Origin of the sequence: Flavobacterium sp. (assembly GCF_025352425.1) — a bacterium.
Taxonomy (GTDB): domain Bacteria; phylum Bacteroidota; class Bacteroidia; order Flavobacteriales; family Flavobacteriaceae; genus Flavobacterium.
Map to the genome: position 1 here is coordinate 58,159 of NZ_JANXTI010000031.1, position 16,011 is coordinate 74,169.

Genomic DNA, 16,011 nt, shown 5'->3' on the forward strand with positions numbered 1-16,011 from the left:
TTTTTTTTGTTGTATGTTGAAATACAATGTTTTATATTTGCATCTTAAATTATAAGCCATGGAATCACTATCAGCCGAAGCAAACTATGTTTTGCAATTTATTAATCAAACCAATCGCTCCATTTTCCTTACGGGAAAAGCCGGAACAGGAAAAACCACACTTCTTAAAGAAATTATCAAATCAACACACAAAAACTGTGTCGTTGTTGCGCCTACAGGAATTGCAGCTTTAAACGCTGGCGGTGTTACTATTCATACGATGTTTCAGTTGCCTTTCGGAGGATTTATTCCCGATAATTCTACGCCTCAATTTTCAGAGAATTCTAAGTTTGAAACCAAGGCAACTTTACGCCGGCATTTCAAAATGAGTGGGTTGAAGAAATCTGTTATTCAGAATATGGAATTGCTAATTATTGACGAAGTCAGTATGTTGCGCTCCGATTTGATGGATGCTATAGACTTTATGTTGCAATCTGTTCGAAGAAAAAATATACCTTTTGGGGGTGTTCAGATCCTTTTTATTGGCGATTTATTGCAATTGCCACCTATAATTCGCGACGACGAATGGCGAATATTACAATCTTATTACAAAGGAAAATTCTTTTTTCATTCGCACGTTATTCAGCAAAATCCACCTTTATATATTGAGTTATCTAAGATTTTCCGGCAAACGGATGAACAGTTCATCTCGGTTTTAAATAACTTAAGGAATAATCAGATTTCGCAAAGCGATATTCAAATTCTCAATCAATTTGTACAACCCAATTTTGATTTGAAAGCCAATAAAGGCTACATCATTTTGACAACGCACAACGTTAAAGCCGATTCTGTAAATACACAATCACTGATTGATTTAAAAGGAAATTCTAAAGTATACAAAGCGTTAATTGTGGATGATTTTCCCGATAAGATTTTTCCTTTGGAAGAGAAATTAGAACTAAAAGTCGGAGCTCAAGTAATGTTTATCAAAAACGATTTGTCTTTTGATAAAAATTATTTTAACGGAAAAATGGGTATCATTAAATCGCTTTCAGATGAAGAAATCATGGTTCACTTCCCCGAAGAAAACAAAACCATTGAAGTAGAACGTTATGAATGGCAAAACATCCGCTATTATGTGGATGAAAACACCAAAGAAATCAATGAAGAAGTACTCGGAACATTTACGCATTATCCAATAAAATTAGCTTGGGCAATCACCGTTCATAAAAGCCAGGGATTAACATTTGACAAAGCGGCACTCGATGTTTCGCAGGTTTTTCTTCCCGGACAAGCCTATGTGGCACTTTCACGATTACGTTCATTAAATGGCTTGGTGTTGTTTTCTCCATTGCAAATGAACGGTATTTCCAGCGACCAGGATGTGATGCTCTACGCCGAAAACAAAGCTAATGAAGAACTTTTGAAAAACTCATTGAAGCAGGAAACCAAAAATTTTATTCATAACTACTTGAGATCCAGTTTTGATTGGACAGATTTGGCTCAGGAATGGCGCAATCATCAGTTTAGTTATAACGAAAATTCAGAACTATCGGCCAAATCAAAGCATGCTGTTTGGGCAAAAAAGCAGACCGAATCTATCGAAAGTCTTTTGGATTCATCCCGAAAATTCATCGCACAATTAAACTCACTTTTTAAAGAAGAGGAAGTTGACTTTAAATTTGTTTTCGAAAGAATTCAAGCCGCTCATTCCTTTTTTTTAAAACCCTTAGATAATCTTGTTTATGAAATTCTGTGGAAACTAGAAGAAGTAATTCGGATTAAAAAAGTGAAAGCGTTTTATGATGAATTAATTGTTTTGGAAACGCTGCAAACCAAGGCAGTTTTACAATTAATGAAAGCAAAATTGCTAATAGAAACTGTTGTAAAAGGTGAAACAATTTCTAAAGAAAAATTATCTTCGGATGCAATTAAATTTTACAAAATTAGAAAACTGGAAACCATTCGGGAAGAATTTAAAGATTTAAATGTGACTTTAATTGAAGATGAAGTTGATTTAGAACGCTATACCAAAAAGAAAAAAACAGATAAAACTCCGAAAAAATCCACCGTTCAGGAAACCCATGAATTATGGCTCGAAAAGAATTCTATCAAAGAAATTGCCGCAATCCGTAAGCTTACTACCCAAACCATTGCTGGTCATATCGCGAAACTTATAGAAACAGAAACCATCTCCATTTCAAATGTTTTGCCCGCAGAAAAAATTCAACAATTAGCCGAAGCCTTTAAAGGTTATAAAGAAGAAACCCTCAACGGATTGAAAGAGCAATATGGAGATAAATTCACTTGGGATGAATTGAAAATGTTTAAAGCAAGTTTGTAATTAGCTCAACCAAAAAACAGCTAATATGGCGGGAACAAAATAAATAGCAATCGTTCGCGCACCATCATAATCTTTAGCTAAACGTTGACCTAAAAGCAGTAAAATCAATGTAATGCAGGAAAAAACGGCGCCATAAAAACCAAATGCTCTTCCTCCGTTAATCAATAATTCAACACAACCAACCAACGTTAAAACACCTGTCAAAAGTTCCAGAATTAAAATAACTCCTAAAGAAAGAGGGACATGATTTTTTAGCAATGAAGTATGGGCAAAATGGCCTTTAAGCCAGTCTATATTTTCCTGCCAGCCAAAGATTTTATCATACGCAGATTGCACAAAGGTAACCGCAAGAAAAAGCAAAACAAGTATGGAAGCAGTGTTCGTCATGGTGGTTAATTTTTATGAATTAATCGAGTAAGTTTTATCGATAAATCGGTTAATATAATTTTGGCATTCCCGTTCCGTTCAATGTGATAAATTGCCTCAGAGAGTTCATTGAAAATTGGATTAATGTTGTTGCCATTTACAAACGGAGCAAATTTATCAAATGTAAAGTTTTCCACTTGTGGTTCCACGTAAACCAGATTTTTCGTTTCGTAATTGTGCAGCAAAGCCTGGCGGAACATAACGATGCAATAATTCAAAAACTGCTTTTGTCCTTCGCGACCCAAACCCGCAATTTCTTCGCTCCATGAAATTAGATCCTGAATGGCTGAAGCATTCTTTTTTGCAGTAAATGCAGCACGAACCCAAGCTACAAACCACTTTTCAAAAGGAAGATCTTCGGCATCATTTTTTACAATATGAAGTGCTTTATTATAATTTCCTTGTGCCTGATGAGCCACTTTTGACGCTGAAGAATCATCTAAAAAATAGCCGACTTTTAATGCTTTTGAAATTTCAGTTTCAGGTAACGCTGCAAAATGGAGTACTTGGCATCGTGATCGAATTGTTTGAATAATATCTTCTTCGTTTTCAGAAATTAGCAGGAATAATGTTTTCTGAGGAGGCTCTTCCAACAATTTTAGTAATTTGTTGGAGGCAGCGATGTTCATTTTATCCGCCATCCAAACAATCATAATTTTATAACCACCTTCATAGGATTTCAGCGCTAAAGACTTTAAAATTTCCTGAGCGTCTTCTACGCGGATTTCACCTTGCTTGTTCTGAACGCCCAAATGCTTGTACCAATCAAATAGACTTCCGTAAGGATTTTGAGAAACAAACTCGCGCCAATCAATTATAAAATCAGCACTTTTTGGTTTTGTTTTCACATCTTCATTAGTCACATTTGGATACACAAAATGCAAATCAGGGTGTGATAATGATTGAAACTTTAGATTGCAACTTTCGTTTCCACCACTATTTTCCTGACCTTGATTACTGCACAAAACAAATTGTGCATAAGCAATCGCCATAGCCAAGGTTCCACATCCTTCCGGACCAACGAATAATTGGGCATGTGGAATTCGCCCCGACAATGCGTTTTTTATTAGATGATTTTTAATATAATCCTGACCAAGTATGTCTGAAAACTGCATAGAGCAAATATAGAAGAAATTTAGAGGTTACTAAAAATGGCTCTCATTAAATCTGAAAATTAATCAAATTTCGCATTAATTAAGTTACATTTCATTGGTAATAAAGTTTTTAACCCTTAAAATTTGATTAAAAATCATCGATAAAAGAACAAAAATCATCGATGAAACTAAATTTTATTATATTTGCAATGACTCAAAACTATTGCTAGACAAAATGAAAACAATTCAGGATTTTAATTTTAACGCCAAAAAAGCAATAATTAGAGTTGATTTCAATGTGCCGATTGACGAGAATTTTAAAGTTACTGATGCCAACAGAATAGAGGCAGCAAAGCCAACCATAGATAAGATTCTTGCGGATGGCGGCATTGTAATTTTGATGTCACATTTAGGAAGACCAAAAGGGAAAGAAGACCAATATTCGGTACGACATATTGTTGCAAAAGTAAGCGAAGTACTGGGTGTAAATGTTCAATTTGCTTCTGATTGTAGAGGAGAGATTGCGACAAGCGCCGCTCAAAATTTAAAGCCTGGCGAGGTTTTATTATTAGAAAACCTCCGCTTTTACGCTGAAGAAGAAGCTGGAGATGAAAATTTTGCTAAGGAATTGGCTTCATTGGGAGATATTTATGTAAATGATGCTTTTGGCACCGCTCACAGAGCGCATGCATCAACGACAATAATTGCTAAATTTTTTCCGGACCGTAAATGTTTTGGATTGCTTTTAGCCAAAGAAATAGAAAGTTTAAATAGGGTTTTAAACAATTCGGTTAAACCGGTTACAGCGGTTCTGGGAGGTTCTAAAGTATCTTCCAAAATTACGGTTATCGAGAATATTTTAGACAAAGTGGATCACATGATTATAGGTGGCGGAATGACATTCACTTTTATAAAAGCCCTAGGCGGAAAAATCGGCAATTCAATTTGCGAAGATGACAAACAAGAATTGGCATTAGAGATTTTAAGTTTGGCCAAACAAAAAAACGTTCACATACATATTCCGGTTGATGTTGTTGCAGCAGATGCATTTGCAAATGACGCCAAAACGCAAATAGTTGATGTAAGGGAAATCCCTGATGGATGGCAAGGTTTAGACGCCGGACCAAAGTCATTAGCCAATTTTAAAGAGGTCATAATGAATTCTAAAACAATTCTATGGAATGGACCTTTGGGCGTTTTTGAAATGGAAAATTTTGCCAATGGAACCATTGAACTGGGAAATTATATTGCCGAAGCAACACATAATGGAGCTTTTTCACTTGTTGGCGGTGGAGATTCAGTCGCTGCGGTAAAACAATTCGGATTGGAAGATAAAATGAGTTATGTCTCAACTGGTGGCGGTGCGATGCTGGAGATGCTTGAAGGAAGAGTATTACCGGGAATAGCTGCCATTTTAAATTAATTTGTCGGGCACAATAAAAAACAATAAAAAACGTTATTCAATTGAGCTTTCAATTATAACATACAGATTTAAAATATACCACTTTATAAAATAAAGTTATGACTATAAAAAAACTGACCACGTTTGCATTACTGATGGCTTCTTCGGCAATTTTTGCACAAGACGCAATCGTTGCTACATCTGTAAAAAGAGAACCGCTCACCAGAAAAGAAGTTCTAGATTCTATAAAAGCCACATTTGTTCATGACAATCTGGCTTCGTGCATCGACAGTTTGTGGATGAAAGAAATGGTAAGTCTGGATTTATATTCGGACCTAACAACAGATATAAAAAATATAAATGTGGACGAAAAAGTCGACTACGAATTACCCACCGAACTTCTGAAAGAAAGGTTAAAAAAAATGGACGAGAAGTCGCCATTTAACATTGAATATAATGTAGGCTTAGAAAATGTAATCAAATCTTTTTTAAAGAACCGGAAAAAAGCATTTGAAAGATTGATGGGAATTTCCCAGTTTTATTTTCCAATGTTTGAAGAGTCGTTAGCAGCCCAAAATATTCCTTTGGAAATTAAATATTTATCCGTTGTAGAATCCGCGTTAAACCCAAGAGCGGTTTCAAGAGTTGGAGCAACTGGTTTGTGGCAGTTTATGTATCAAACCGGAAAACAGTATGATTTAAATATCAATTCGTATGTTGATGACAGAAGCGATCCTTTGAAAGCCAGTAACGCCGCAACACAATACATGAAAAACATGTATGCTATTTTTGGTGACTGGGATCTAGTTCTTGCCTCCTATAATTCCGGACCGGGTAATGTCGCAAAAGCCATCAGACGTTCGGGCGGAAAACAGAATTACTGGAACATTCGAAAATATTTACCAAAAGAAACACAAGGATATTTACCGGCCTTTCTAGCGACGATGTATATTTTTGAATACCACAAAGAGCACGGTATAAAACCTGATCGAGCTGTTGCAAATCATTTCGCTACGGATACAGTGATGATAAAAAATGCAATGACTTTCAAACAAATCTCAGACTTGTTAGATGTTCCGGTGGCAGAACTGCAGTTTCTAAACCCATCGTATAAGAGAGAGGAAATTCCATATTTCACCGGTGAAAATCACTATTTAAGATTGCCGGTTAACAAAGTTGCAGTTTTTACTTCCAATGAAGATAAGATTTATGCTTTCGTTCAATATGAGTCTAGTAAAAGAGAAAGGCCATATGAAAGTATGTTGGCAAATAATTCGAATTTTTCGGACAATGATGGCACAGTTTCAAGAGTAAAATTCCACAAAGTTAGAAAAGGTGATAGTTTAAGTGAGATTTCAGACAAGTATGGAATAACAATGTCAGAGCTTAAAAAATGGAATCATTTGCGAAGCAACAAAGCGCCAATGGGCAGAAGATTAAAAATCTATACCCAGGAAGCGATTGCATCAAATAACAAAAAGTTCACAAAACCCGACACAACTTCTGTAAAAGAAACAACAGCTTTAGCATCAAATACCGCTAAAATATTCAAAGAAGAAAAAGTGGTTTCGTATAAAGATGTCGTAAAATACCACAAAGTAAAAAGAGGCGATAATCTTGGTGAAATCTCCGATAAATATGGAGTTTCTGTCGCTGAAGTAAAAAAATGGAATCACATTAAAGGAAGCAATATAGTTCCCGGAAAAAGCTTAAAAATTATTAAAAATGAAAGAGTAGTAACTACGGTTAGAAAAGAAATAAAAACAGATAAAAATGCTCCTGAAATTGCTGTTGCTTCAAATGAAAACGATAAGCCAAGCGATTTTTATGAAGTTCAGAGAGGTGATAATTTATTCAGCATTGCTAAAAAATTCAATGTAAGTTTAGAAGATTTAAAAAAATGGAATAATCTGAACGACTTGAACGTTGAACAAGGTTCAAAATTAGCATTAGTTAATAATGATGCGGAAGCAGCAAAAGAAACAGCCTATAAAACCGAAGTTAAAATTACAGAACATATTGTTAACAAAGGAGAAACTTTAGGAAGTATTGCCCGTAAATATGATGTTGCGGTCTCAGAGATTAAAGACTGGAACAAAATTGAAGATAACAACGTTCAACTGGGCGCAAAATTAATCGTTGGTAAAAGATATGTAGTTTCTTCTGATAGCAAAATCACACCGGCTAAAAAGGAGAATATAGTTGTTAATGATAGAGACGAAGTAAAATTATATTACGTAAAAAAAGGCGATTCATTATTTAGTATTGCCAAAAAATATCCAGGCGTTTCGATTTCAGATTTAAAAAAATGGAACGGAATTAAAAGCGAAAGTTTAAAAGCCGGTATGAAATTAAAAATTAACGGTTAATTCCGAAAATCTTCTATAAATTTGGGTTTTATTTCAGGTATGAATAAGACCCTTTTTTTATTGTTTTTTGTCTCCTTTTTTGTCAGTTCCTGTTCATTTAAAAAGGAAAAGTTCCCCGACGATTCATCCGCCGCCATAAATACAATTGCTGTAATTATTGATGACCAGCTCTGGAACGGGGAAGTTGGTGACAGCATTAGGAACAAGTTTGCTTCTCCGGTGTTAGGTTTACCACAAGAAGAACCCTTATTTACCATCAACCAATATCCGGTAAAACTCTTTGAAGGATTCTCAACCGATAGTCGTAATATTCTTATTATCAAAAAAGGCAATGAGAATAAATTTGAACTAAAAGAAAACGAATTTGCCTCGCCACAAAACGCCTTTCACATTTCGGGAAAAACTTCCTTCGAAATATTAGAAATCCTGGAAAAAAACGCACCCGATATTATTAAAAAAATGCGTGCAATAGAAATTTCGCACAATCAAAAAATTATCAAGGATTCATTACTCGACACAAAAAAAATCCAAAAAAAATTTAATATAGATTTATTGATTCCTTCAAAATACGAATATGTCATGAGAAGAAAAAACTTCATTTGGCTTAAAAGTGAAATTGTCAGCGGGAATACAAGCTTAATCATTTACGAAATACCGTGGAAAAATATCCGACCAAGGTATGCGGTTAGCGATATTGTAATAACACGCGATTCCATCGGGCAATTATATATTCACGGTTCAGCTCCCGGAACAACAATGGTAACAGAAGAAGCCTATTCGCCTTATTTTTCAGAAACAACATTGGCAGGAGACAACACTTATGAAACCAAGGGGACTTGGCAGATGAAAAACGATTTTATGTCCGGGCCATTTATTAGTTATGCCATTTATGATAAATACAATCGACGAATTTTAGTTTTAGAAGGATTTTGTTATGCGCCATCAAAGAAAAAGCGCGATTTAATGTTTGAATTGGAATCGATTATTAAATCTATACAAATTAAAAAATAGCACATGAACTTAGAATGGAAAATAAAGCGATTTAAGGCACTAACTACTATTGAATTGTATAATTTACTACACTTGCGAAGTGAGGTCTTTATAGTGGAGCAAAAATGCCCTTATCAGGATGTTGACAACAAAGATCAAAAAGCGCTGCATCTTATAGGTGAAGATGATGGAGTAACGGTAGCTTATGCAAGATTGTTTAAACCGAAAGATTATTTTGAAGATGCTTCAATTGGACGCGTGGTTATCAAACCAACCTATCGGGATAAAAAACTGGGACACATCTTAATGAGAGAAGCAATTTATTTTATGAAGCACCAGTTTGGCGAAACTAAAATCACCATTTCGGCGCAATTATATTTAAAGAAATTCTACGAAAGCCACGGCTTTATTCAAACCAGTGAAACGTATTTAGAAGACGATATTCCACATATTGAAATGAAAAAAAATTAGGTTTTTGTAATGACTAACTCTACCCTTCTGTCATAATCTGCTCCTTTGCCAAGCGGCACCGTGTTTCCGTAACCTTTATAAGTCATGCGGGTTTTGGCTATTTTTTTCATCAATAAATATTTATAAACCGATTCGGCTCTATTTATTGATAGTTGCCTTTTTCTGGTATCTAAATCGATAGCTTCTTTTTGATAAGGCGGCGTGCAGCAAACATGCCCCTGAATTTCAAATTGAAGGGTTTTATATTTCATTAACAAACGCGCAATTTTGTCCAATTCTGTTTTAGATTTAAATGGCAATTTGCTGCTTCCCCTTTCAAATAAAATATTGTCCAAATATATATGATCACCAATGATATGATGTTTTTGAACCGTATTATAAAATCCTGGAATTTCAATTTTTGGCAAAGGTTTTAAGTGCAGAACTACATCTACACGGCGATTTTTAGAACGTTTCTCCGGAAGATTATCTACCATATCATCTTCAATTAAAATCCGCCCTTTGCCTTCAATGGTCACTATAATTTTACTTTTGATACCGGTTTCTATGAATTTGTCCCGAATCGCCGTAGCGCGTTTTGTAGAAAGTTTGAAATTATAGGCATCTTTACCAATATCATCCGTGTAGCCAAAAATTTGAATATCTTCGATACGGGTAGAATCATTTTTTTTGATAAAATCTATAGCCTCATTCACTTCTTTTTCATTCAACGTAAATTTGTCAAATTCAAAATAAACCGAATGAACGACTTCTTCCTGAGCCTGAAGAAAACAGCAAAATAAAAGCGGCACAAACTTTAAGAACTTCATATTAATTCTTCAATATCGAGTTATACTGTGATTTGTCGTTTAAGACTTCAACGGACTTTTTGATTTCAAAATTGCTTTTGACATAATATTGATACAATCCTTCTTTGTATTGGTATCGTTTTATAATTTCATCCAAAATTAAATTTTTGATTTCTTTTTGATTTTTGTCTATCAAGGTTTCCTCACTTTTCTCCAAAGCCGACAGCAATTGTTGGTATTCGGTTGCAATAGCAACATCTACATTTTCTTTCTTTGCTTTTTCCAAGGTGTTTCTCAAGGCCAGTTCAGTTTCGGTATCAAATGATATTTTTTCTCTCTTTAAGAAAGTTTTAAAATCGTTAAGATCCGCATCAGTTATAGTCGGAATTTTATCACCAAGCGTTGGGTTTTTGTAATAGTAATACGTGACGTAATTAAAAATCCCATCATTTTTCTGCAAGGCTTCTGCAATGCCACTTGTTTTAGTGTTTTCCAAAACAACATCGGGCAGAATCCCTCCCCCATCATAAACTGTTCTACCTTTTTTGGTTTTGAAAGCGTTATAATTTTTTTCTTCCGTTCTTATTGCTTTACCACTTTTATCTTTATGCGAATAATTCAATGCCTGAATACATCTTCCCGATGGTGTATAATATTTTGAAATGGTCACTTTTACCTGTGTGCCATAAGTCATATCAAACGGACGTTGCACCAAGCCTTTACCATAACTCCTGCTTCCGACAATAACCGCTCTGTCTAAATCCTGCAACGCGCCCGAAACAATTTCCGAAGAGGAAGCACTTTTACCATCAACAATAACCACCAATGGAATTTCAGTATCAATAGGGTCGCGGGTTGTTTTATAGGTGTTATTGTATTTAGAATTCTTTGATTTTGTCGTTACAATGATTTCATTTTTTGGAACAAAAAGATTGCAAATATTAACAGCTTCATTCAATAATCCGCCAGGATTTCCACGCAGGTCCAAAACAATTTGAGTCGCTCCATCAGTTTTTAGTTTCTCCAATGCCTCCTTTGTTTCTAATGAAGCTTTTTGATTGAATTGAGATAAGACAATATAACCTGTTTTATCATCCACCATTCCATAAAAAGGAACTGCTTTTACAGCAACTTCGTCCAGAATCAACTGCGTGCTCATTGGTTTTCCCTGACGCAAATATTTGATGTTAATCTTCGTGCCTTTTGCGCCTTTCATCAATTGGGAAGCATCGTCTTTGAAATCTGCTAAAAGAACGTCGCCAATCTGAGTGATTTCGTCACCGGCTTTTAATCCAGCTTTGTCTGCAGGAAATCCTTTGTAGGGTTCCTTGATGATGAGTTTGTCTTCTTTTCGGGTAATCATGGCACCAATTCCGGTGTATTCACCAGTGTTATTTATTTTGAATCTGATAACATCCTGTTCGTTAAAATAATTTGTATACGGATCCAAATCGGCCAGCATGCTTTTAATGGCTTTGTCCATTAATTCAGCCGGGGTTGTTTCGTCTACATAGTTTTGATTAACTGTTTTAAAAAGCGTAGTGAAGATTTCAATTTGTTTTGAAATTTCAAAAAAATCATCTTTAAAACTAACACCAACAAAGAGAAAAATACTCAAAATTGCGGGGATAAAATATCTTTTTTTAATTTTTATGAACATGGTCTTTTCTTTTTAAAAAGTTTACTAATATAACAAATAAGCTCCTGTTTAGATTGTGTTTTTTTCTTCTTTAATAACTTTGATAAACTTTTCAAAAAGATGAATAGTCTTTTCGTTTATTTCGGGATAAGTAAATTTTTCATTCGTCTGATAAAAAAACATAATGCAATATTTAGCCTCTATATTTTCAATCAAAAGCTGTTTGTTTAATCGATAGGATTCTCTTAAAATGCGCTTGAAATAATTTCGGTCAACGGCATTTTTAAAATATTTTTTTGATACTGAAACACCAATTTTTAAAGGCACTTCTTCTTCAAAATCATGTTTTATAAAAACCAAACGCAACGGATATTTACTAACCGATTTGCCTTCGGTAAAAAGTAAATCGATAATTTTTTTGCTTTTAAGTTTTTCGGTTTTTGGATATGAAAAATCCATGCTACTTGACGGGGTAAATATTGTAAACGAATTTTACTTCATTGTAAGTAATGTAAAACTGCACCCTGTTATTTTCCTTTTTCTTGGTAATGATTAAGATATTACACTTCGAAAATTTATTGTCAACGCATTCAAAAGGAACAATGTTTACATCTTCATTATCTGTTATTTCGCCATAAGCTTTAATTTTAAATGACTGTACTTCAGAAGAATTAATCATAATCAAATCTTTTTTCGGATCAAGTGTTATCAAAACTTTAGCGTTTACAAAATCAGACCACTCATTCCAGCTTCCGTTGTCTTTTTTATCTGTAAAACTTACGCTGCTGGTTTGAAAACGAATAGGTTGCCCCGAAGCAACACTTCCAAAACTTAAAAAAAGGGAAATAATAAGAAGTTGGATGGATTTCATTTTTTCATTTTTTTTATTGCGGTAAATCTACAAATTCTATTCCAGAAAAAAGAAAACCTTAAAAGTTTCACTTTGAGTTTACTTCACTTCATATACATTATTGTCTCTTTTAACATCGGCCATTAAACCGCTTGGGTCGAGCGTGATTTTTTTGATAGAATTTTTTGCTTTTGGAATTTCAAAAAAATAATTTGGATTGGCCCAAGTCCAGTCAGTTAAAATAGTTCGTTTAATTTCCGGAGTTGGGTTTTCTTTTTCAAAACTCATCATCCGTAACGGAACATAGAAACTCTCCTTTGTGCCATCTGTATATTCTACTAAAACATCCATAGGCATTGGCGTTCTGCCAATTCTTTCTAGAGAAACGCAAGTTCTGAGCACCGCGTCAGTTGCGCCTTCAACATTCTTAATTCCATAATCAACTGTGTTAAGGGTTTCCGTCCAATCGGTTAGATACCAATCTAAATTAGCGCCTGAAATGCGTTCTGCGGTTCGTTTTATATCGTTTGGCGTTGGATGTTTAAACTTGAAATCGGAATAGAAACGTTTCAACGCTTTTCTGGTATTTTCAGTTCCGATGAGGTATTCTAACTGAGTTAGGAAAAGCGCGCCTTTGTAATAAGAAGCAATCGTATAACTTCTGTTCACATCAAACCTGTCGCCATGTGTGGAAAGAGGTTGTTCTTTTCCCGATTCTACTAAATTGTAATACGTTTTGTAAATTGATTTAAAAGGATTTTCCGTTTTTTTATCCGGAATTTCATTCAGTGCTAAATATTCGATATATGTCGAAAAGCCTTCGTCCATCCAGGGATGTTTTGATTCATTTGAAGCTAAAATCTGCTGAAACCATGAATGAGCCAATTCATGTGGTGCCGCTTGCATCATATCCCTCGCAGTTCCGGTTCCAAGTAACAATGTACACATGGCATATTCCATTCCGCCGTCGCCACCCTGAATAAAAGAATATTGTTTGTAGGGATAATCACCAACGGTTTTATTATAAAAATCCATTACTCTTACCATTAAAGGCTCAAGGTCTTTCCAGTTTTGAATGTATTTTGGATTGTTTTTGTAAAGAAAATGCAAGTCGACATTGTTTGGCCCCTTAATAACATCGTGAAGATAATCTTTATCGGCAGCCCAGGTAAAATCGTGAACATTTGGCGCTATAAAATGCCATGTCAGGGTTTTTGCGTTTGCGTCTTTTTTTATCACTTTGCCTTTATCTTCATAGCCAAAACCAATCTCGTTATTATTCTGCAGATAACCTGTTCCGCCAAGAATGTAATTTTTGTCGATAGTAATGCTAACATCAAAATCGCCCCAAACTCCGTGAAATTCTCTTGCAATATAAGGATCGGCATGCCAGCCTTCAAAATCAAATTCCGCCATTTTTGGATACCATTGTGCCATTGAAAGTTCCACACCGACTGAATTATTTCTTCCCGAACGTCGAATCTGAACAGGAACCTGTCCGTCAAAATCAAGAGTAAAAACAGTTGATTTTCCTGGTAGAATTGGCTTAACTAAAGTCACTTCAAGAATGGTTGAAACTTCTTTAGTGTTAGCGGAAATTCCATCTTGTTTGAAGTTGGAAATTTTCAGATAACCTATTTCTTCCGGTTTTAATTTGGAAATACGGCTTTCCCTGATTTCTTTGCCATCAGGAGTTTTGGTTTTAATAAGAAATCTGCCATCAGGATCAGCAATTGTTTGGGCACACATGTCCATTTCACTTCCCGGCTGAAAAGCATTATTGAATAAATGGTAATAAACGCGACGTAGGGTATCGGAAGAATTATTAGTATATACGAGTTTCTGTTTTCCTGTGTATCGATAGGTTTTCACATCCATAGAAACTTCCATTTTATAATCTACTTTTTGCTGCCAATATCCTTTTGATTGTGCTGACACAGAAGTAATGCTCAATAGAGTAAAACCAAGTAAAAACTTATTGCCCATGCTGAAATGAAATAAAAAAAGGAAGTTTTTACGCTTCCTTTCCGGTTATAATTTTGGATTACTTTTTGCCGACTTCGATATTTCCTCTGCCATTTTCAGCGCACTGTAGGCGTTGACTATTTTTCCTGAAACAGAAGCTTCGGAAAATGGAATTTTTATTCGTTTTGAATCGACCAGAACTTCAAGGTTTAATGGCGTTCCGGATTGCATTAAAATTTGTTTTACTTGCGCCGCTTTTAAATTTGGATAATATTCACGAAGCAAAGTTGCGACGCCGGCGGCATTTGGTGAAGCCATAGACGTTCCCTGAAGGTATTTGTATTTATTCCCAGGAACCGTTGCGTAAATTTTTACACCAGGGGCATAAACATCTACATTTCGTTTTCCATAGTTAGAAAATTTCGCAATAACTTTTTCTCCGTATTCATAATTTAAAGCACCAACAGTCAATACGTTATCGGCAATTTCCTTTCCATCTACGTCGTCAGTTGGAAAGTTAGGTTCGGTATCAATATTTTTAGCATCATTCCCTGCAGCGTGGACAATTAGCACATCTTTACTTGCGGCATATTTTATAGCATCATAAACCCATCCAGCATGAGGAGAATAATCTTTTCCAAAACTTCCGTTAATCACTTTTGCACCATTATCAACAGCGTAACGTATCGCTAGAGCAATATCCTTATCATATTCATCGCCATTTGGCACCGCACGAACAGGCATAATTTCTACATTGTTCGCTACACCATCTCCGCCGAGTCCATTGTCTCTTCCCTGCGCAATTATACCAGCGACGTGAGTACCGTGAAGCGAGTCTTTACGGTCTTTAGAATAAACTACGTTGGTTCCGTATTTTTTGTCGTTTATATCTTCAGGATTGTCACCAACAAGTTTTCTGGCGTCAAAATCTTTATTCAGGTTATAATCCAACTGATCATATACATAGGTTTGAAAAGATTTTAAATCATCGTGAAAAGAGTCCCCTTTTTGAGTAGCGTAAGACAGCATTATTCTCTTTGCGTCATACAATTCAAATTTAGCCGAGGTCATATCTTTCAGTTCGGAAATGGTATAATTATCTTTTTTTAATACTCCACAAATCATTTTATCAGCGTTAAGCAGAACATCTACACTTTCTTTTGAATCCTGAACGTCTTTTAAGTTTTCTGTGTAGTCAGCCAATGCTCGTTTGTAAACTTCGGAACCATCATCACCTTTTTTCAAAATACGAACCATTTCAAGGTTTTCATTATTTGAATCGCCTAAAAAATTCCAGCCATGAACATCATCAATGAATCCATTTTTGTCATCATCCTTTCCATTGTTTGGAATTTCTTTTTTATTGGTCCAAATGAAAGACTTTAGATCTTCCTGATTTGTGTCAACGCCTGAATCTACAACTGCGACAATTACTTTTGTACTTTTTTTGTTTTTCAGTAATTCAGTGTAAGCTTTATCTACACTCATTCCGGGAATAGAATCCTTTTCTAGGTCAAGATGACTCCAGCGTTTTAGCTGTTGGTCTGTTAATGGCGTTTTTTTAGCTAATGGATTAGTAGCTGTTTGGGCAAACATTGTCAATGAAAATAATGACAATACAAGGATTTTTATAAATTTCATTTGTTTTAAATTTATTTAATTGGTGTAAAAATAAAATGTTTTGTTACAGCATG

13 protein-coding genes are annotated in these 16,011 nt (G+C 35.1%); 5 read left to right on the forward strand and 8 right to left on the reverse strand.

What is annotated here, in order from left to right:
- Nucleotides 1–58: 58 nt before the first annotated feature.
- Nucleotides 59–2,323, forward strand: coding sequence for a helix-turn-helix domain-containing protein (locus tag Q0Q99_RS04165; RefSeq protein ID WP_293891882.1), 2,265 nt, complete (start codon nucleotides 59–61; stop codon nucleotides 2,321–2,323).
- Here Q0Q99_RS04165 and Q0Q99_RS04170 read toward each other — a convergent pair whose 3' ends face one another.
- Both Q0Q99_RS04170 and Q0Q99_RS04175 read right to left on the reverse strand, forming a co-directional pair.
- Entirely contained in the window at nucleotides 2,324–2,710 is a 387-nt protein-coding gene (locus tag Q0Q99_RS04170) for a DoxX family protein (RefSeq protein WP_293891885.1), read from the reverse strand.
- A gap of 5 nt (nucleotides 2,711–2,715) precedes the next feature.
- Entirely contained in the window at nucleotides 2,716–3,864 is a 1,149-nt protein-coding gene (locus tag Q0Q99_RS04175) for a DNA polymerase III subunit delta' (protein ID WP_293891888.1), read from the reverse strand.
- Nucleotides 3,865–4,078: 214 nt separating this feature from the next.
- On the opposite strand from Q0Q99_RS04175, the gene pgk reads away from it, so the two are divergent.
- From pgk to Q0Q99_RS04195, 4 genes are all read left to right on the forward strand, one after another.
- The gene (pgk, locus tag Q0Q99_RS04180; protein ID WP_293891891.1) at nucleotides 4,079–5,266 is read left to right on the forward strand and encodes a phosphoglycerate kinase; all 1,188 of its coding nucleotides are present in this window, start codon (nucleotides 4,079–4,081) and stop codon (nucleotides 5,264–5,266) included.
- A gap of 98 nt (nucleotides 5,267–5,364) precedes the next feature.
- Nucleotides 5,365–7,614 carry a LysM peptidoglycan-binding domain-containing protein gene (locus Q0Q99_RS04185; protein WP_293891893.1) on the forward strand — a complete coding sequence of 750 codons (2,250 nt, stop codon included), beginning with the start codon at nucleotides 5,365–5,367 and terminating at the stop codon, nucleotides 7,612–7,614.
- Nucleotides 7,615–7,653: 39 nt separating this feature from the next.
- Nucleotides 7,654–8,625, forward strand: coding sequence for a DUF4837 family protein (locus tag Q0Q99_RS04190; RefSeq protein ID WP_293891896.1), 972 nt, complete (start codon nucleotides 7,654–7,656; stop codon nucleotides 8,623–8,625).
- A 3-nt stretch (nucleotides 8,626–8,628) separates the two neighbouring features.
- Nucleotides 8,629–9,075 (forward strand): GNAT family N-acetyltransferase, encoded by a 447-nt coding sequence (locus Q0Q99_RS04195; RefSeq protein ID WP_293891899.1) that lies wholly within the window; start codon nucleotides 8,629–8,631, stop codon nucleotides 9,073–9,075.
- On the opposite strand, the gene Q0Q99_RS04200 is transcribed toward Q0Q99_RS04195, so the two are convergent.
- The 6 genes from Q0Q99_RS04200 to Q0Q99_RS04225 form a co-directional block, all read right to left on the reverse strand.
- Complete coding sequence (locus Q0Q99_RS04200) at nucleotides 9,072–9,884, reverse strand: OmpA family protein (protein WP_293891902.1); 813 nt, start codon at nucleotides 9,882–9,884, stop codon at nucleotides 9,072–9,074. The two genes, Q0Q99_RS04195 and Q0Q99_RS04200, sit on opposite strands and share 4 nt — an antisense overlap.
- 1 nt (nucleotide 9,885) lies before the next feature.
- Nucleotides 9,886–11,523, reverse strand: a complete 1,638-nt coding sequence (locus Q0Q99_RS04205; RefSeq protein ID WP_293891905.1) for a S41 family peptidase — start codon at nucleotides 11,521–11,523, stop codon at nucleotides 9,886–9,888.
- A gap of 48 nt (nucleotides 11,524–11,571) precedes the next feature.
- Nucleotides 11,572–11,961 carry a ribonuclease P protein component gene (gene rnpA, locus Q0Q99_RS04210; RefSeq protein WP_293891908.1) on the reverse strand — a complete coding sequence of 130 codons (390 nt, stop codon included), beginning with the start codon at nucleotides 11,959–11,961 and terminating at the stop codon, nucleotides 11,572–11,574.
- Between the two features lies 1 nt (nucleotide 11,962).
- Nucleotides 11,963–12,373, reverse strand: coding sequence for a hypothetical protein (locus Q0Q99_RS04215; RefSeq protein ID WP_293891911.1), 411 nt, complete (start codon nucleotides 12,371–12,373; stop codon nucleotides 11,963–11,965).
- 78 nt (nucleotides 12,374–12,451) lie between these two features.
- Nucleotides 12,452–14,338 carry a M1 family metallopeptidase gene (locus tag Q0Q99_RS04220; protein ID WP_293891914.1) on the reverse strand — a complete coding sequence of 629 codons (1,887 nt, stop codon included), beginning with the start codon at nucleotides 14,336–14,338 and terminating at the stop codon, nucleotides 12,452–12,454.
- A gap of 45 nt (nucleotides 14,339–14,383) precedes the next feature.
- Nucleotides 14,384–15,958, reverse strand: a complete 1,575-nt coding sequence (locus Q0Q99_RS04225) for a S8 family peptidase (RefSeq protein ID WP_293891917.1) — start codon at nucleotides 15,956–15,958, stop codon at nucleotides 14,384–14,386.
- Between the last annotated feature and the right edge of the window lie 53 nt (nucleotides 15,959–16,011).

Coding starts and splice junctions, on each gene's coding strand:
- Q0Q99_RS04185 (WP_293891893.1), top strand. CDS start 5,365: ATGACTATAAAAAAACTGACCACGTTTGCATTACTGATGGCTTCTTCG.
- Q0Q99_RS04220 (WP_293891914.1), bottom strand. CDS start 14,338: ATGGGCAATAAGTTTTTACTTGGTTTTACTCTATTGAGCATTACTTCT.
- Q0Q99_RS04170 (WP_293891885.1), bottom strand. CDS start 2,710: ATGACGAACACTGCTTCCATACTTGTTTTGCTTTTTCTTGCGGTTACC.
- Q0Q99_RS04190 (WP_293891896.1), top strand. CDS start 7,654: ATGAATAAGACCCTTTTTTTATTGTTTTTTGTCTCCTTTTTTGTCAGT.
- Q0Q99_RS04175 (WP_293891888.1), bottom strand. CDS start 3,864: ATGCAGTTTTCAGACATACTTGGTCAGGATTATATTAAAAATCATCTA.
- Q0Q99_RS04225 (WP_293891917.1), bottom strand. CDS start 15,958: ATGAAATTTATAAAAATCCTTGTATTGTCATTATTTTCATTGACAATG.
- Q0Q99_RS04195 (WP_293891899.1), top strand. CDS start 8,629: ATGAACTTAGAATGGAAAATAAAGCGATTTAAGGCACTAACTACTATT.
- Q0Q99_RS04215 (WP_293891911.1), bottom strand. CDS start 12,373: ATGAAATCCATCCAACTTCTTATTATTTCCCTTTTTTTAAGTTTTGGA.
- rnpA (WP_293891908.1), bottom strand. CDS start 11,961: ATGGATTTTTCATATCCAAAAACCGAAAAACTTAAAAGCAAAAAAATT.
- Q0Q99_RS04200 (WP_293891902.1), bottom strand. CDS start 9,884: ATGAAGTTCTTAAAGTTTGTGCCGCTTTTATTTTGCTGTTTTCTTCAG.
- Q0Q99_RS04205 (WP_293891905.1), bottom strand. CDS start 11,523: ATGTTCATAAAAATTAAAAAAAGATATTTTATCCCCGCAATTTTGAGT.
- pgk (WP_293891891.1), top strand. CDS start 4,079: ATGAAAACAATTCAGGATTTTAATTTTAACGCCAAAAAAGCAATAATT.
- Q0Q99_RS04165 (WP_293891882.1), top strand. CDS start 59: ATGGAATCACTATCAGCCGAAGCAAACTATGTTTTGCAATTTATTAAT.